The organism is Paenibacillus sp. FSL R10-2778, from assembly GCF_038593035.1.
GTDB classification, from domain to species: domain Bacteria; phylum Bacillota; class Bacilli; order Paenibacillales; family Paenibacillaceae; genus Paenibacillus_AQ; species Paenibacillus_AQ odorifer.
The window spans coordinates 527,205-544,478 of the sequence record NZ_CP151956.1; the positions used below are offsets into that span (position 1 = coordinate 527,205).

At 45.1% G+C, this 17,274-nt stretch carries 9 protein-coding genes; 6 read left to right on the forward strand and 3 right to left on the reverse strand.

Features of this window, described 5'->3' with window-relative positions; translation table 11 throughout:
* Nucleotides 1-48 precede the first annotated feature (48 nt).
* From NST40_RS02360 to NST40_RS02380, 5 genes are all read left to right on the forward strand, one after another.
* Nucleotides 49-1,743, forward strand: coding sequence for an extracellular solute-binding protein (locus NST40_RS02360; protein ID WP_036682600.1), 1,695 nt, complete (start codon nucleotides 49-51; stop codon nucleotides 1,741-1,743).
* A gap of 118 nt (nucleotides 1,744-1,861) precedes the next feature.
* Nucleotides 1,862-3,772, forward strand: a complete 1,911-nt coding sequence (locus NST40_RS02365) for a sensor histidine kinase (RefSeq protein ID WP_081387391.1) — start codon at nucleotides 1,862-1,864, stop codon at nucleotides 3,770-3,772.
* The gene (locus NST40_RS02370) at nucleotides 3,769-5,328 is read left to right on the forward strand and encodes a response regulator (protein ID WP_076276014.1); all 1,560 of its coding nucleotides are present in this window, start codon (nucleotides 3,769-3,771) and stop codon (nucleotides 5,326-5,328) included. Before NST40_RS02365 ends, NST40_RS02370 begins: the two co-directional genes overlap by 4 nt.
* Nucleotides 5,329-5,401: 73 nt before the next feature.
* Nucleotides 5,402-6,205: an AAC(3) family N-acetyltransferase gene (locus tag NST40_RS02375; protein ID WP_076276015.1), complete on the forward strand. Its 804-nt coding sequence runs from the start codon at nucleotides 5,402-5,404 to the stop codon at nucleotides 6,203-6,205.
* A gap of 38 nt (nucleotides 6,206-6,243) precedes the next feature.
* Nucleotides 6,244-6,882: a histidine phosphatase family protein gene (locus NST40_RS02380; protein WP_076276016.1), complete on the forward strand. Its 639-nt coding sequence runs from the start codon at nucleotides 6,244-6,246 to the stop codon at nucleotides 6,880-6,882.
* A gap of 106 nt (nucleotides 6,883-6,988) precedes the next feature.
* On the opposite strand, the gene NST40_RS02385 is transcribed toward NST40_RS02380, so the two are convergent.
* Together NST40_RS02385 and serS are read right to left on the reverse strand one after the other, a co-directional pair.
* On the reverse strand, nucleotides 6,989-13,279 hold the full coding sequence (locus tag NST40_RS02385) for a 5'-nucleotidase C-terminal domain-containing protein (RefSeq protein WP_342410380.1): 6,291 nt from the start codon (nucleotides 13,277-13,279) through the stop codon (nucleotides 6,989-6,991).
* 417 nt (nucleotides 13,280-13,696) lie between these two features.
* Nucleotides 13,697-14,986: a serine--tRNA ligase gene (serS, locus tag NST40_RS02390; RefSeq protein ID WP_076276018.1), complete on the reverse strand. Its 1,290-nt coding sequence runs from the start codon at nucleotides 14,984-14,986 to the stop codon at nucleotides 13,697-13,699.
* Between the two features lie 401 nt (nucleotides 14,987-15,387).
* On the opposite strand from serS, the gene ssuE reads away from it, so the two are divergent.
* Nucleotides 15,388-15,936, forward strand: coding sequence for an NADPH-dependent FMN reductase (gene ssuE, locus NST40_RS02395; RefSeq protein ID WP_076192779.1), 549 nt, complete (start codon nucleotides 15,388-15,390; stop codon nucleotides 15,934-15,936).
* Between the two features lie 180 nt (nucleotides 15,937-16,116).
* On the opposite strand, the gene NST40_RS02400 is transcribed toward ssuE, so the two are convergent.
* A complete protein-coding gene (locus NST40_RS02400) occupies nucleotides 16,117-17,148 on the reverse strand; it encodes a ribonucleotide-diphosphate reductase subunit beta (protein ID WP_036682584.1) in 1,032 nt (343 codons plus the stop codon).
* Nucleotides 17,149-17,274 lie beyond the last annotated feature (126 nt).

Here is a 17,274-nt window from a genome sequence, read left to right on the forward strand (position 1 = left end):
CTGGGGTTGAGCTTATAATTAACATTCATAGAAAAGGGGTAAACAAGCATGGGCATGAAACGTAAGCCAAAAGCAATGGGAGTTCTGCTTCTCGCAATAATGATGTCATTGTCAGCCGCAGGCTGCTCCAGCGGGAATAATGCTGGCAAGAATGCCGAAGGTAATGCTAACAGCGCTAAAGCTACTAATACGGAGGCAAGTGCTGAACCGACTGCTGCTGCATTATCAGCAGATGAACCGGGATGGAAGATTGATACTTCACCCATTACATTTGACTGGTACCTGAACTTCTCATGGTTCCCTAATAAATGGGGCGTGGACCCAACCTCCCAATATGTAACTAAGAAGACCGGAGTTGATATTAATTTCATCGTTCCGGCTGGTAACGAGAATGAGAAGCTTAACACGCTGATTGCATCCGGTAAATTGCCTGATTTCATCACTTTGGGCTTCTGGGAAGATGCGATTAAGAAAATGGTCGAAGGTGAACTTGTTCTTCCATTGAACAAACTTGCTGATGAATATGATCCGTACTTCTTTAAAGTATCCGATGCTGATAAGCTGGGCTGGTATACACAAGAAGACGGCAATGTGTATGGCTATCCTAACTCTTCTTCCTCTCCTGCCGACTATGAGAAATATGGAGAAAATTACGTATCCAACCAAGTATTCGCTGTCCGCAAGGATATGTATGAAGCTATTGGAAGTCCAGATATGCGCACACCAGAAGGTTTCTTGAATGCGCTTAAATTAGCGAAAGAGAAATTCCCTGACGTAAATGGACAGCCGCTTATTCCACTTGGTTTGCATGAATTTACCGAGAACGGTAACGATTCTTTGGAAGGTTACCTGCAGAACTTCTTGGCAATCCCAAGAGAAAAAGATGGCAAGGTATATGCTCGTGAAACCGATCCTGAATATATCCGCTGGATGAAGGCACTTCGTCAAGCGAATCAAGACGGTCTGCTGGCTAAAGATATCTTTATCGACAAACGCCCACAAATGGAAGAAAAAATTGCCCAAGGCCGTTATTTCGCAATGCTGTATCAACGTACAGACTTTGCAGCACAACTAGGAACGATTTACCAACAGGATCCAACTAAAACGTATATCGCTGTTGACGGACCTTCCAATACGAACTTGGATAAACCAACCCTTGATGGCCCTGGTATCTCCGGTTGGACGGTAACACTGATCTCCAAAGATGTTAAGGATAAAGCACGTGCTATCCGCTTCCTCAGCTACTTGAACAGTGAAGAAGGCAACAAAGACTTGTTCTTAGGCGAAAAAGGTGTCAGCTACGATACGATTGATGGAAAAGATCAATTTAAACCAGAAGTGTTTGATTTGATGAATAAAGACCGTTCGACGTTTGATAAGCAAATCGGATCTTCCTTTACATTCTGGATGCTGCAAAATACGAATATCACAGACCAATGGGCTCCTAAATCGGTAGAACCATTTAAGCAATTGGAAGATTGGACTAGAGGTAAATCCATAGGCTCCTCGGAGTTCCAACAAATCGAACCAACAGGAAACTCTCCTGAAGGTATCATCGCTTCGAAGCTGAAACAGCTGCGCGGTAAAACTATGCCGAAATTGCTCATGGCTTCCTCCGATGCGGAATTCGATAAGATTTGGAATGAGTATTTAGAGAAGAGAAAGAAGGAAGGCGAAGATGTATTTGATGCCTACCAACAAAAGAAATATGAAGAGAATAAAGTGAAGCTGTCCATAAAATAAAAAGTATGACCCAAAATGCCCGCTAACTGCGGGCTTTTGGGTTATTTTCGAATTATAATAAGGAATAGATATTAAGTATTTGAATATTCACTATTTTAGCGAGGTGGACAGGACAGAAGTGTATAAAGTGAATAGGCGAGATCGAACCAGAGCATTATGGCATTCTTTTAGTTATTGGTGGGGGCGAAGATCACTTCAGAGCCGTTTAATTGCAGCTTATGTTTTTATTGTTTTAGGCCCGTGTATGCTGGTTTCTGTCTACTCCTATAAAGCTATTAATAATACCTATCTCCGCGATGCCGTCGAGAAAAATGATTATTTGTCGCAAATGGAGAAGCTGCATATTCATAATCAGATCGAAGCGATGGAACGGGCGGCGCAAATGGCTTATTCTGATGCCGAAGTAGAAAAATTCTTAGCGAATGAAACCGAACCGCAGCTAGTAGATTTGGTTGATTTTAATACAAATGCTTATGTGAATATGACTCGTATTCAATTTAATAATCCGAATATTGAGCATTTAAGACTGTATTCGAGAAGTAATAAGGTGCATGAAATTTGGCCGATTATCTTTCGCGAAGAGCGGGTTTCTTCCACCCCATGGTTTCAGAAAGCGCTTCAATTGAAGGGGCAGGAATACTGGTCTTTTCAGAAAAATGATCCGGATTTGATGCAGAGATACTTGGGAGCACCGACGGAGAGTCTGCCAAAGGTTTCTTTGCTGCGTGAGAAGAGTCGGCCTGCAGACAATCATATCGGCATGGTGCAGGTGGATATGCTGCTTAGTCGATTTACACCCAAGACGTATACAGATGTACGGGATAATCAGACCCAGATGTTTCTTGTGGATAGTGAGCTGCAGCTTTTCACCAGGCCGGACAATTCTTTTTTGCAGGATAATCTAGTGATGGCTGATATGATTGCAGAACGGTATAAGCAGTTCCGGGAAACTGGCGAATGGGACAGTAATTACTCGGAGAATGGTAAATCGTTTTTGTTAATTAACACTCCGCTAGAACGAATTGATGCTTATTTGTTAAATGTAGTGTCAATGGAAGGAGTGATGAAGGATATCTCCCGCACGCGCAACTTAATCATTGGAGCCAATGTTGGTTTTATTACTTTACTAACGCTGATCGCTTATGTGACAAATGCCTTTATTCTAAAAAATCTGCGTAGATTGACCGAAACGATGAAAAAAGTGCGTAGAGGTGAAGCGTACACTGGAATAATGATTCGTGGTGGAGGGGAAGTCGGGGAGCTTGCCCATCATTTCTCCAAGCTGATGAACACCATCAATACGTTGGTGGCTCAGGCAGTGAGCAAGCAGGCGTTGTCTAAAGAGGCTGAACTGCGTACGCTGCATAACCAGATTGACGCACATTTTTTATATAATACGCTGGAAAATATAAAAATGCTGGCTGAAATTGAGAACCAGCGAACGATCTCGGACGCACTGACCTCGCTGGGTGGGATGATGCGCTATAATTTTAAATGGTCCGGAGAGTATGTGAAGCTGCGGGATGAAGTCCGCCACATTGAAAATTACATTGAAGTGATGAATATTCGTTTTGAATATCCGGTTAAGTTAGTGCTTCATATTGAACCTCGATATTTGGAGCTGGAGGTGCTGAAAATGTCACTGCAGCCTATTGTAGAGAACAGTGTTAAGCATGCTTGGTGCGACGAGAAAGAGAATTTACAGGACCCGAACATTCATATTCATATTTCGGAAACGGAAGGTGATATTTGCATAGAGCTTCGTGATAATGGCATCGGCTTAACTCCAGAGCGTTTGGTTGCTTTGAACGAGGCGATTTATGCGAAAGATGAGCGCTGTGAGAGTGCTTCAGAACAGAGGGATGTTGACCGCCGAACAGGTGGTATTGGACTGAGAAATGTACATCAGCGACTGCAAATCTTTTATGGTGATGAATATGGGCTTGTAGTACAGAGTGAAGCAGGGAGTTGGACGATGGTACGTCTGACCTTGCCGAAAGTTCTTTTGACAGGAGAAAAACAACTATGAAGAAGCTACTGATCATTGATGATGAAAAGAATATCCGTTACGGTCTCAAGACTATGATAGAAAGAGAATTTCCGTCCGTGTATACCATCACAATGGCGAGTAATGGCGCAGAGGGTTTCGAGATATTTAAGACCGAAGGTGCAGATATTATTATTACAGATATACGTATGCCAGTGATGGATGGAATTACACTGTTGGAGCAGATATCTAAGCTAACAAGTGGTGAGAAAAGCCCAGCAGTGCTCATCTTAAGCGGTTATGATGATTTCGAATATGCCAAAAGCGCGATTCGTTATCGCGTAAAGGATTACTTGCTGAAGCCGATTCGCCGAGATGAGTTGTTCGAAATTTTGAAGAATATCGATAAGGAACAGGAAGAACAGGATCTCAGCGCAAGGCAGCTGGAACAGGAAACGGAACACTTCCGCAGGGAACTGCGGTCCAGTCGTTTACGGGGACTGCTAATGCAGCAGGAGGTTCCGCTGGAGCGTGAGCAGCAAGAGTGGCTAAGTGATCTGCAAGCACCTTTTACAGTTGGTGTGTTGAATTACTATTACAATGACGGAACAAGAATGAAGTCGGGGGATGTTCAAGGACTGGCGGAACGATTGATCGGACCGCTTGAAAAGTTTTTCTCGGAAATCACAACGGATTGGGATGGCAAATTAGTCTTGATCGGGAGCAGAAAACAGGATTTTATAGAGCTGTCCAGACAAGCTGAAGCTAAGGAAATAAAGGGATTATCGATTGGGATTAGCAGCGAAGGAGGAAGTCTTGAGGACCTCCGTTCCTGTTATAAGGAAGCATGCCGGGCACTGCAATATACTTTTTTATATCCGCAAGTGAGTTTGTTGGATTATGGGGATGTTGGTCAGGGACGGTCTAACTTTCCGTTACCTAAGGAAGAGCTTCGCAAGCTGCTCAATATGCTGGGAACAGAACGCGAGAAGGAGATGAAGCATCTTCTATCTGTGATTTTTCAAACTGAGCATTTGAAGGAACTGGACCTAGCTTATCTGGAGTCCGTGGGACAGAATGTAAACGAACTGGTGTTGGATGAAGTATTTCGGGTACATGGCGAAGCCTCGGTAGAGGTATTGAAGCTGTATCGCACGGTAGGCAATATGTACAACTATCGTCATTTCCACGAATATTATCGTGCGCTGGAGAACTTACTCTTGAGTGTGAATGAATACATTGTAGGCGTAAGGTCCGCGCATACCGAGCATGCGGATATGGAAGAGGCACTGAGCTATATTGAAGCCAACTACGCCCGTCCACTGAATATGGCTATGGTCAGCAATCATGTATCTTTGAATTATTCTTATTTTAGCGAAGCCTTTAAGGCATATACCAGTGAGAATTTTGTTATTTATTTAAAAAAGGTCCGCATCCGTCATGCTAAAGAGCTATTGGCAAAAGGCTGCAGTAAACTCGCAACAGTCTCAGAAGAGGTAGGCTTCGAGAACAGTAAACAATTTGCCCGTGTTTTTAAAGAGCTGGAAGGGATTTCCCCAGGTGATTATAGAGCGAAAATAGTATCCGAAGAGTGTTGAGGCTATTGAAGATGCATTTAGAAGCGGCCCTCCTATATAATGGATTTGAGAAGATTCATTGGAGGAATGAAGGGTGGAAGAAATACAAGGCAATTTGATTACGGTTCAGACATTAGCAGCGGATTTTCGTCGACTGGGCGTTAAGGCGGGCATGACGATTTTATTGCATTCTTCTTTTAAATCGTTAGGCCAATGGGTAGCCGGGGGCCCGGTCGCTGTTATTTTGGCATTGGAGGAGGTCCTCGGAGAATCTGGCACGCTGGTAATGCCCACACATTCCAGTGACCTGACTGATCCCGCAGGCTGGAGCAACCCACCGGTGCCGGAGGCGTGGTGGCAGAGTATCCGCGAGCAGATGCCGGCTTATGATCCAGACCTGACCCAGCTTAGAGGAATGGGGGTTATTCCGGACTGCTTCCGTAAACAAAAAGGAGTAAAACGCAGTGACCATCCGATTCATTCGTTTGCCGCTTGGGGCAAGCATAGAGACGAAATTATGTATGGTCATTCGCTTGAAACGGGTCTGGGGGAAGATTCTCCGCTGGCTCGTATTTACGATTTGGGCGGACATGTACTGTTGCTGGGTGTTGGCAATCTTAATAATACTTCCCTGCATCTTGCCGAATGCCGCGCATCTTATGCTGGCAAGAAGGAAACCCTTGGCGGGGCGCCCATTATGGTGGATGGAGTTAGGCAGTGGGTGGAATTTAAGGAGCTGGATTGGGATTCTGACGATTTCGTTCAGCTGGCAGATCAGTTTGGACAAGAGACGAGACTTATTACATATGGACAGGTTGCTTCCGCAACCGCTCAATTGATTCCGCAACGGGAAATCGTTGATTATGCAGTGAACTGGATGGAACAGAACAGGAAGTAAAACCTCATTGGATAGGGGAAACGGAAGGAGAAGCTGGCATGAGTACAACAACGATATTTTTAACCCGGCATGGTCAAACGGAATGGAACGTGCAGCATCGGATGCAGGGACATATGGATTCTGAACTGACGGCTCTTGGTGTGCAACAGGCAGAATGGCTGAGCCGGGGAATGCGCACTGAACAGCTGGATGTCATCTATGCAAGCCCCAGCCCAAGGGCGCTGCGCACAGCTGAGATTATTCGTGGAGAGCGGAGTACTCCGTTTATGACCTCTGAGGCGTTCAAAGAGATTGGCATGGGGGTGTGGGAAGGCCGTGATTCTACTGAGCTGGAGAGCGAGTATTCGGAGCAGCATCGCAATTTCTGGCAAGACCCTGAGCAGTTTAAAGTGGAGGGTAGTGAGACCTTCGCAGAGGTGCAGGCACGGGCGCTGGGTAAGCTTCAGGAAATTCTCGTTGACCATCAAGGTGAGACCATTCTTATTGTCACACATACAGTAGTGATTAAGCTGTTAATGGCCTATTTTGAGGGCAGAGCGCTGCCTAAGCTCTGGGATCTGCCTTACATTTATCCGACCTGCTTATGCAGGGTTGATTTTACGGATGGTGTGCCGGAAATCCTGCTGCATGGGGATACGAGCCATTACGAAGAGAGTGAAGCTGGGATGGAATCATAACACTTCCTACAGATCAGATTGGGTTTATAAAAAAAGGCGGTTCCTCGGGTGCATTACGCACTCGGGAAACCGCCTTTTTGTCTTCAGAGCTGGAGATCAGCTTTTGCTAGTTGATAAACTGGAGAGATTTCAATGTCTTCTCCAGCATCGTAACCGCTTCGGCACGAGTTGCCAGCTTCTGTGGAGCAAAGGATCCATCTGTTGCTCCTTGGATAATTCCCTCAGCAGCGATTTCTGCTACTGCTGCTTGGGACCAAGCTGGAATGCTTGCTGCGTCACTGAATTTAGCCAGTGCTGCAGGATCGGCATTTAAGGTTTTCCCTGTGTACTTGATGGCTTTCGCTAATACCGAGGCCATTTCCTGACGAGTGATTGGGCTACCCGGCTTAAAGCTGCCATCGGTATAACCGGAAATCAATCCGGCTTCTGCTGCGGTGCGAATAGCATCAGCATACCAAGCACTTGGGTTTACATCTTTAAATGTGGTCTCACCATTAGCTGTCGCAAGTCCCAGAGAACGCGTAATTAATGCCGCGAACTCAGCACGTGTGATCGACTGTGAAGGAGAGAACGTATCGTTGCTTGTTCCGCTGACGATCAGCTTGGAAGCTAACAGATCAATAGATGATTTAGCCCAGTGTCCGTTAATATCTGCGAACGTTTTGGAAGACTTAACAACGGTGTAGTAGCTGTTGCTGTTCCGTTTAATCGTAACGTCCGTTGTTCCATCTGCTTTAGGAACAAAGATAGCAGGCACGAAGGAGATCTTACCTGAAGCAGGATCGAAGACCACTGCCGTTGCGTTATTTGAATTTAAGACGGCAGGTACATTGATCGTGCGCTTCACGTAAGTGCTGCCGAAATTGTTCAACTGCACACTCTTAGTTCCGGCTTGCGCTGAAACGCTGAATTCGATTACTGGAGCAGCTAAAGTAGCATTACCCAGCTGTGAGGCGATAGCTTGGTTTGTGCTGTTTAGTGTTCCCGAATTCGCTACTAGAATGGATACCGTAATTGTAAAGTCGCTGGTGCCTAATTGAGCGGCAAGTGCTGCGCTGTTTACAACACGGAGTGGCAAGGAATAAGAAGCACCATCCGTAGTAAAGGTAAGAACTGTGTTAGGTTGTGCTGCTGCTTGTTTTACAAGCACACTGCCTGGAAGCACTACTTGAGCGCCGCCTGTAGTGGCTTTAACCGGAATAACCAGCTCTTGGCTACCCGCTGGCAGTTCAGCAAGTTGTTTAGTTAGATCAGCAGCATTAATTGTTGTTACTTGTGCTGAAGCAATTGGTGCCACAGTTGGAGCAACAGTTGGTGATGGTGTAGCTGTAGCGGTTGGTACTGTTGGAGCCGATGTTGGTACTGATGTAGGCACTGAAGTTGGATCTGGTGTTGGTACTGGTGTTGGGTCTGGTGTCGGAGTTGGATTTGTCTCCGGCAGTGGTGCACCTTTTAGATCAACAATCCGGCCTTCAACGGCGGAAGTGTTGGCAGTGACCGTTCCAACCTTCTGCAGATACTTCGTAAATACATCAAAGTCCGGTAGGTACAGCAGATTCACACGGCCTTCTTTATAGGCCTTTTCAAGTGAAGTATAGAAATCTCCACCCTTAGCTGTGAAAGCATTAGTAGCTACTTCATAAGATGCTTTTAGATCTAGAGGAACGTATTTATCCCCGTTTTTCACTTCAATACGCAATACACGTTCGTTCACAGGTTTCGTAGAGTCGTAATAGAATTTCAACCCTGCAACGTGTGGGAAACGTCCGTCTGCTGCCGGCGTTTTGGAAACCCCGTTCTCCATAGCATCCTTAATTTCTTGTCCAGTCAAAGTGATCGTAACCAGATCGTTGTTGAATGGAAGTACACCGAGTACTTCGCCTTGTGTGATCGGTCCTTCGTTGATGGATTCGCGAATACCGCCGCCGTTTTGCAAGGCGATTACGGCATTAGTGCCCGCTTTTTGAGCTGCATAAAGCATGCCATCGGCAATCAGGTTACCAAGATTAGTTTCCTTTGTGCGCACATTATCACGAACGCCGTTTAGAACAACCTCTGAATTTCCTACTACCTCATTGGTTAGTTCTTGAATCCCCGGCTTATACTCGGTATCCAGGATCTTTTTAGCTTCAGGGTCCTCTGCGATAACGTAGTTAGTACCGTTTTTAGCATCGATGGAGATTAATTGGTCTTTCCAATCGGTCAGTACGCCATCTTTGTTAAATTTAACTTCAAGTTGGCCAAGGAAAAGACCTTTTTCACCAGTTTGTACAATTAGCTTCGGTGCTTTTGGATCGGTGTTATCAACAACGGCTTGATTCAGTTGCGTGTGGCTGTGACCCCCAACGATAATATCAATGCCGTTAACGGCTTTGGCTAGCTTGAGATCTTCTTCATAGCCAAGGTGAGAGAGAACAATGATCTTGTTAACTTTCTCTTTTTCAAGCATAGCGACCGTTGCTTCCGCTTTAGCGAAGGCATTCTCAAAGGTCACTTTACCTGGTGAAGCAATGTTCGCCGTATCTTCTGTCGTCAGACCCATGATACCGACCTGTTGGCCGTCTACTTCTTTGATCAGCGCAGGGTAGATGGTTCCAGCATTACCTGACCGGCCGATTTCATTGGTGAACATTTTGCTAAGAATATCATCCGCTGAGAAGTTCACATTGGAGGAGACAAATGGGAACTTTGCGTTGCCGATGAATTTGGACAGTACATCTGAATCTTTATCAAACTCATGATTACCGAAAGTCATAGCATCATATTTAACCAGATTCATAAAGGCCAGATCTGCTTGACCCAGATACTTATTGAAGTAAAGCGTTCCGGAGAACACATCACCTGCGTCTACAAGAATAGGATTCTCTGTAGTCGCCTTGGCATCTTTGATTGCTGTTACACGGCGCAAGATGTTGTTTGGCGAGCTGACAGTATCTAATCCTGCATGTGTATCATTGGTGTGCAGAATGGTTAGTGGGAAGTCTTCAGCAGTATTAAAATCAATCTGTGCCAAAACCGCATCATGATCGGATACCCGACCGTTCGATGGTGAGAAGTCGGCATTTAGATGAACGACATCTACTTTAGAAGAAGGCGTTAGATTTTTACTGACAAGAATATGATCTAGCACTTGAGAGTTTCCGTCATAGGTGTACGTATACTGCTCATTTAAAGGTAATGTATCGATCAAATTGTCTAGTTCTGTACCTTTTAAGAGGGTTGCAGTTTTAGTAAATTGGAAATCATTCAAATCGCCAAGAGCTACGATGTTGGCTTTAGGATTTGCAGTCAGAACCTCTTTGACAAATCCGTTTACGACCGCCGCGATTTTATGGCGTTGTGTTTCACTGGACAATACAGGGGGCTGAACGTTTCCGAAAGGACCGGTATCGCCGCCTTTTGAATTGAAATGGTTAGCGATCACAATTACTGTTTCGCCACCGAATACGAACTGTGCAGCAAGGGGTTTACGTGAACTTGCAAAGGCAGAGTTTGTTGGATCAATTCGTCCTGGATTGTAGGTCAATTGATCTGCCGCTGCGTTATATCCAACGGATTGTGTAGCTGTACCTTTTTGTCCGTTCACACTGTCCGCAAGCTGTACTCTTGCTGGATTGTACAGGAATCCTACGCGAATGTTTCCGCCTGGGGCACCGCCATCCATATTGTTCTCCGGAGCGATATCTGTGTATTTATATACAGGACCGCCAGCGGTTTCAATAGCCTTAATCAATTCGGCTGCACTTGCTTCAGTGATACCATTATTGGCTTCACCATTGCTGTCCTGCATTTCGACAACGCCGATAATGTCAGGTTTTTTCATATTGTTTGTGATGGAGTCGGCTAGTTTCTGGATTTTTGTTGCTCCGACACCCGGGTAGAAGTTTTCAATGTTGTACGATGCGATCAACAACTTACTATCATTGACTTCAAGAGTAGTTGTTTCTTGCTTAAAGGTACTTGGAGTGATGGCTGGAAGCTTACCGTTTTCCGGAATCACTTTGAAGTTACCGTTGTTGTATCCGATGACGCCAGTTACATCTCCCGCGAACTTATCTCCGGTGATGACTTCTTGACCCGGATTTCCGTAAGCAATGATGAGGCGCTGAGGATTGTATTGGTTGTATTCTTTGAGAACTAATCCACCAGCTGGTGTGATGACATCAGGTGTTTCATTTTCTACTCTTGTAGGGATGTTATACAGCATGGAATTTCCGCTACCACTTGTCCAGTAAGGACTGATAATCGTAGGGGTAGGGAGCTTGACGAGCATACCTTCTAACGATTCGTAGAAATCAATTGCATCTTCATTAGGCTCAAAATCAGCCATGCCGTCATTGTCAATTATGGAAGACGGAATGGCTCTCCCGCCTTTACCAAGTACGACAGGCTCTGGCACAGTATAACTTGAAGAGGAGTCTACTTTTATTGAAGTCATAGTAATTTGAGTAGAGGTTAAATTACTTGCGTTACCTTCGTTGTATTCGGAAACAGTTCCACTAACTTGGACTAAATCTCCAATTTGAGGCTTAAGGGATGAATTAGTGCTGTATACAAAAATACCTTCCGAAGTGTTTACATTATCGTCTGGCTGAGGGTCTTGCATAAAGAAACCTCTATAAGCGCCAGTGGCGAAGGTGTACCCATATTGGGTAACGATGCCTTCTACATCGGAAACGTTCTGACCTGCATACTCAGAAGTATGAGATTCTCCTTGAATATCATGTATACGAGGGAGTTCAGATGCTTTATATGCAAAGGTATAAACCTTACTTGTCTTGCCATCTGCTACGACAATTGCATGGATGGTAAGATCTTGATTAACTGTAATCGGATCTGAATAAAGCTTACTTGCTGTTGTTGGTTCAGTTCCGTTGGTCGTGTAGTAAATCTGTGCTCCAAGAGTAGGGCTGGATAGGGTCACAGAACTTCCTTTGATGATGCGACCTGCGCCAGGGCTGGCCATAACGGAAAAAGTTTCTTCCACCAAAGCATTTTCATTAAGTGGAATGAATTGATAAGTCGTACTATATTGCTCGATAACCCCAGTGATATTGTCAAAGGTTTTACCCTTAACTAGTTTAGGCAGGGTTGAAAAAATTGTGAATTGTTGTCCACCTTGGCTAGCAGTCACCGTGCTGCCATTTACATTGTCTATGGTCACATTATTCATAGTTACCAGCTGAGCTTCGTGGCTTTCGCCGTTCGCGGCAGACAAGTCGGTTGCTGTAATCAATTTTGGTGCAGGCACCCCAACATTTTGTGCAGCTACATTGTATTGAAGTCCACTTTGGAATTTGATTTCTTGCAGGTTGCTGTAGATATCCATTGTGCCGCTTACTTTAACACGATCTCCAACGTTTGCGAACTCTGGGAAACCATAAAGTACGATCCCGCCGGATTCATCCTGAATATACATTTTTGCTGCATTAATGTGAGTTACGATACCTTCTGTTAAAATATTCTGACCTTTACTAGCAAGGCGTGCTGTTGCAACATCTGTTTTGGCCAGAATAGTGTAATCAAAAGTCGATATAGGGCTGTCTGGCATATTTGGTTCTGAAGCATACGCTTTAATCGTAGTGTCCTCAGTTAAGGTAATAGGCCCTGTGTAAGGTTGGAAATTAGTTGAACCACCTGATCCATAAACAGCTGCATAGACGGATGCTCCAACCGTTGGAGAATTCAAAGATATTTCTGTACCAGCCGGCCAGGCATTAGGGGCTGGTAAAGCTACTGCGGAACTAGCAGTTTCCGGTAATTCAGGGAACGTACCGTAGGTGCTGTTCCGTGGACTTGGTGCTTGGACAACAAAATCCGTAGAGTTGTTATCTGTATCTAGACCGCGGCTGTCAGCCGGTGCACCAGCCGCAGCTTTACGGATAGCGGCTGTCGTATTGGAGAGAGCAGCGGTCGCACTTCCCTCGACATTTGTAGCTGTTCCGTAGCCAACTAAATCAATTGTTGTACCTGATTTATCAACGAGGTCGACTTTGCCGTTTGTACCACTCATAGCAAGGATTCCCTTGCTAACATCAGGAGTAGGCAAGTCGGTAGTTCCTCCCGTTCCAGCGGCCTCCTCAATAAGGAAGTATCCATTTGCCGGGATGGTTCCATTTAAGTCTGTTCCGCTACTAAAGGTTCCGGCCGCTGAGGTATAGCGAACTTTCCATCCAGTCAAATCTACTGGATGATTTGTGGGATTGTATAATTCAATAAAATCATTTTTAAATTCCGCTCCGCCGTTTCCACCACCACCATAGACCTGCGAGATAACAATATTGCTATTATCCGGTGCTGCCTCGGCGGTCTGGACAGCTGGTAACACACTGCCGGCAACCATTAACATTGCCAGTCCAGTAGCGAACCATTTCCTTACTCTTGAAGAAATAATCATTTGGATAAGTCATTCTCCCCTCGAATCTTTTATTTACAACCTATTAAATCTTAGCATTCAAATGTAAAATGAAAGGTTGTCTTTCATGAATATAAATTAAAGTTTGCATCAATTAAATCTAAAAATTGAAATGTTGTGATTTTAGTATAAAAACAGTGCATAAATACAATATTAATTATAAATTTAGTATTTTTATGGTTAATAGATATCACCGATATTTTAATTTTATGTTATATATATTGTTGAATTTATTATGGATTGCGACAAATTTATTCTAGAGTTTTGTTAATTTTTACATAGGGAAAACAATAGTGATTAGAATTATATAGAATGTATCGGAACAAAAATAATACCCCTCCAGCTTCTTATCCAGAAGTGGAAGGGCATTATTGATTTTAAATCTACTTGGACAACACATCACTGCTGGTGCGGAAGCTCAAGCCGTTCAATTCCATCCATATATTTACGCAGTGCCTGCGGAATGTAAATGGATCCATCCTCCAGTTGATGATTCTCCAGCAGCGGAATTAGGATCCTTGGTGTAGCCACTGCGGTGTTGTTTAGGGTGTGGCAGTATTGCAGCTTACCGTCGGCATCCCGGTAACGAATGCCCGAACGACGAGCTTGGAAATCGAGCAGGTTGGAAGCCGAGTGTGTCTCTCCGTATGCATCTCTGCTTGGCATCCAAGTCTCGATGTCATACTGCTTATGTGTCTTCAGGGACATATCTCCTGTGCAGACAGACATGATCCGATAGGGAAGTTCCAAGAGCTGTAGAATATGCTCTGCATTCGCAAGAATCTCCTGCAGCATGCCCTCTGATACGCCCTCATCATTCCGACATAAGATAACTTGTTCGATTTTTGAGAATTGATGAACACGGTACAGGCCACGCACGTCTCGTCCCGCCGATCCTACTTCACGGCGGAAGCAGGCCGACATTCCGGCGAGTCGCATTGGCGAATCCAGTTCGACAATCTCATCGCTATACAGCGAGACAAGCGACACCTCCGATGTGCCTACCAGCCAGCGATTGTCTCCGTTTAGCTCATAGGTCTGATCCATCCCGCCGGGGAAGAAGCCCGTACGTTCCAGCGCTTCCGGACGGACAATCACGGGAACATCCATCACCGTGAACCCGCGGGCAGTTAGTACATCAATGGCCAGCCTTTGTACAGCGAGATGTAACAACAACCCTGCACCCTTCAGCACATAGCTGCGTGGGCCGCCTGCTTTGACGCCACGGGGGATATCGATGATATTGTGGAGCTCGCCTAGCTCTACATGATCACGCGGTTTAAAGCCGAATTCCGGCAACGTTCCGGTTCGTCGCAGTTCTACATTATCTTTATCATCATGGCCAATCGGTGTATCCTGCGATACAGGGTTTGGTGCGAGCAGCATGAGTTCTCCACAGCGGCGGTCTGCCTCAGTTAGTTCTGCCTCATAGAGATTCAGGCGGTTGTTCAGTTCTCTTACTTGTTCTTTAACTGCTTCTCCTGCCACGCTGTCACCCTGTCGTAAAAGTCGTTCAACCTCTTTGGTCAGCCCGTTACGCTGGGCTCTCAACTGTTCCGTATCTTGGCGCAATTCGCGCCGTTTCTCATCCCATTCCAGCAGTTCATCCAGTGGGAAGTCGACTCTTTTCCAAGCCGTAATGTTTCTTACAAGTTCCTGATTGTCTTTGATCCAGTTCATATCCAGCATACCGTTTCGCTCCTTTTTGGTTAAAAAAACGCAAAAAACGCCCTCATCCATGGGACGAGGAGCGTCAGCTCGCGGTGCCACCCAGGTTGATCGAATCTCCTTAACTGCAGGAACAATCCGACCCTCTTTGGTCTTCGCGGTAACGGGCGAAACCCGGTGAACTTAGGGAGTTGTTGTAGACTCCGGTCGCAGACGCCTCACGGTTGGATGCCGATCATTGGCCTGATTGTTGGATTTAATATTGTTGCTTAGTATAACGTAAGAGTGGGAGGAGCGCAAGTGGTTATGGTTTGACAAAAATATCAATTCTACGTTAGGATTAGTATTAATTTAAAGTAATTTTGTCGGGATAATAAATAAAGCAGTGTGAGCTGCTTAAGTGGGATGGAAGAGGTGGAGAAGTGGCTAAAATTGTTGTGATTAATGGAACGCCTTCCCTGGTATCGCGTATCAATGCAGCTATAGAATATGCGGAGGCCAGCTTAACCAATCAGGGCTTCGAGGTTGAGCGTATTAACGTAGCAGAACTACCAGCGGAGGATTTGATTCACACTAAGTTTGAAAGTGAGTCTATCGTCAAAGCCAATGGCCTTGTAGCGGAAGCTGATGCGGTAATTGTGGTTAGCCCGGTTTATAAAGCTTCTTATACAGGCGTGTTGAAGACCTTTTTAGATCTGGTTCCACAAAAGGGATTGGCCGGAAAAGTTGTACTCCCGCTTTTCATGGGCGGCAGTCTTGCACATCTGCTCACAATTGATTACGCATTGAAACCTGTGTTGTCTGTACTGGGCGCGCGTTACATTCTTGGCGGCGTCTATGCCGTGGATTCTCAAGTGGTTCGTAATGATCAAGGAGTGGTAGAGCTTGCTGAGGAGCTGAAGCTGCGCCTGAACGATGCATTAGATGAGCTTGCAGAAGAAACTACACATCGTGTGGAACGCAAGGCATAAGACTAAGTAGCAAGCCTTCTGTGCTTAGTGCTAATAACAAACGTATAAGCGTCTCTTTCATCCCTGATACCAGGGGGGAGGGGCGCTTTTTGCATTATATAAGCTATAGCAAAAAGGCCATCTCACTAAGAAAGTAGAGAATGGCCTCTTTTTTATATAGGGATTATTATATATCCGGTCTTACAAATCGTCGAATCCGTTATCGTCGCCAACCTTACCATAGTTGCGGGACTTAGCTTCGAAGAAGTCAGTTTTGGTAGCATTAAGCGCATCATCGGAGAAAGGTTTGATCCAAGGCATACAGTTAACGTCAACACCTTGGTAAGCTTTTTCCATACCCATCAAAGTCAGACGTTTGTTCGCTGTATATTTGATGTAGTCGCTAAGCTCGTTAAGATCAATACCACGCACGTTAGTAAGTGTGTAATAAGCCCAGTTGGTTTCGAGCTCTACCGCGCGGTCGATGGTACGGTATACATAATCCATGTTTTCTTTGGTGTTCAGCTCAGGGAAGTCTACGAGCAGCTGCTTAAATACTTCTGCGAAGAAGTAGCAGTGCTGATTCTCGTCACGTTGAATATAAGAGATCATTTGGCTGGTTGCCATCATCTTCTGGTCACGGGCCAGATTGTAGAAGAAGGCGAAAGTGCTGTAGAAGAAAATTCCTTCCAAGATGAGATCTGCTACCAGCGCATGGAAAAAGGTCTGTCTCGTAGGGTTATCACGGAACTCTTGATAAATATCAGAGATAAACTGATTGCGTTCCAGCAGGACAGGGTCTTTTTTCCAATATTCAAAAATTTCCTTCTGCTCACTCTCCGACACGATAGAGGATAGAACATAGGAATAGGATTGGTTATGCACCACTTCTTGCTGCCCGATAATAGCGGAGATAGCTTCCAAAGAGGAATCGGTGAAATAACGCTTCACGTCGCTCACGAACATCGTCTGCATCGAATCCAGCACAGCGAGTAGGGAGATATTAATCTTAAATACGCGTTGTTCCTCGGCATCCAGCATCGGGAATTGTTGCGCATCCTTGGACATTGGAATTTCATCCGCGATCCAGTGATTAAGCAGCAGTACCTTATACAGCTTGTACATATGAGGCATGCGAATATCATTCCAGTTCAGAATACCTGAGCATTCACCGTCGATAATGCGTGTGGATTGGTTAGGTGCTTCAGTATTAAAAATCTTTTGTAATTGCATTTCTTATCCCTCCATTTTTTGCGCTGGTAATCTTTCTTTGGTGTCTTGTTCATAGAAAGACGGTGATGGAGTAACGGAGAGGAAGTTTGGAGCTGTAGGAGCGTTAGCGTTCGCCCGAAAGCTTTC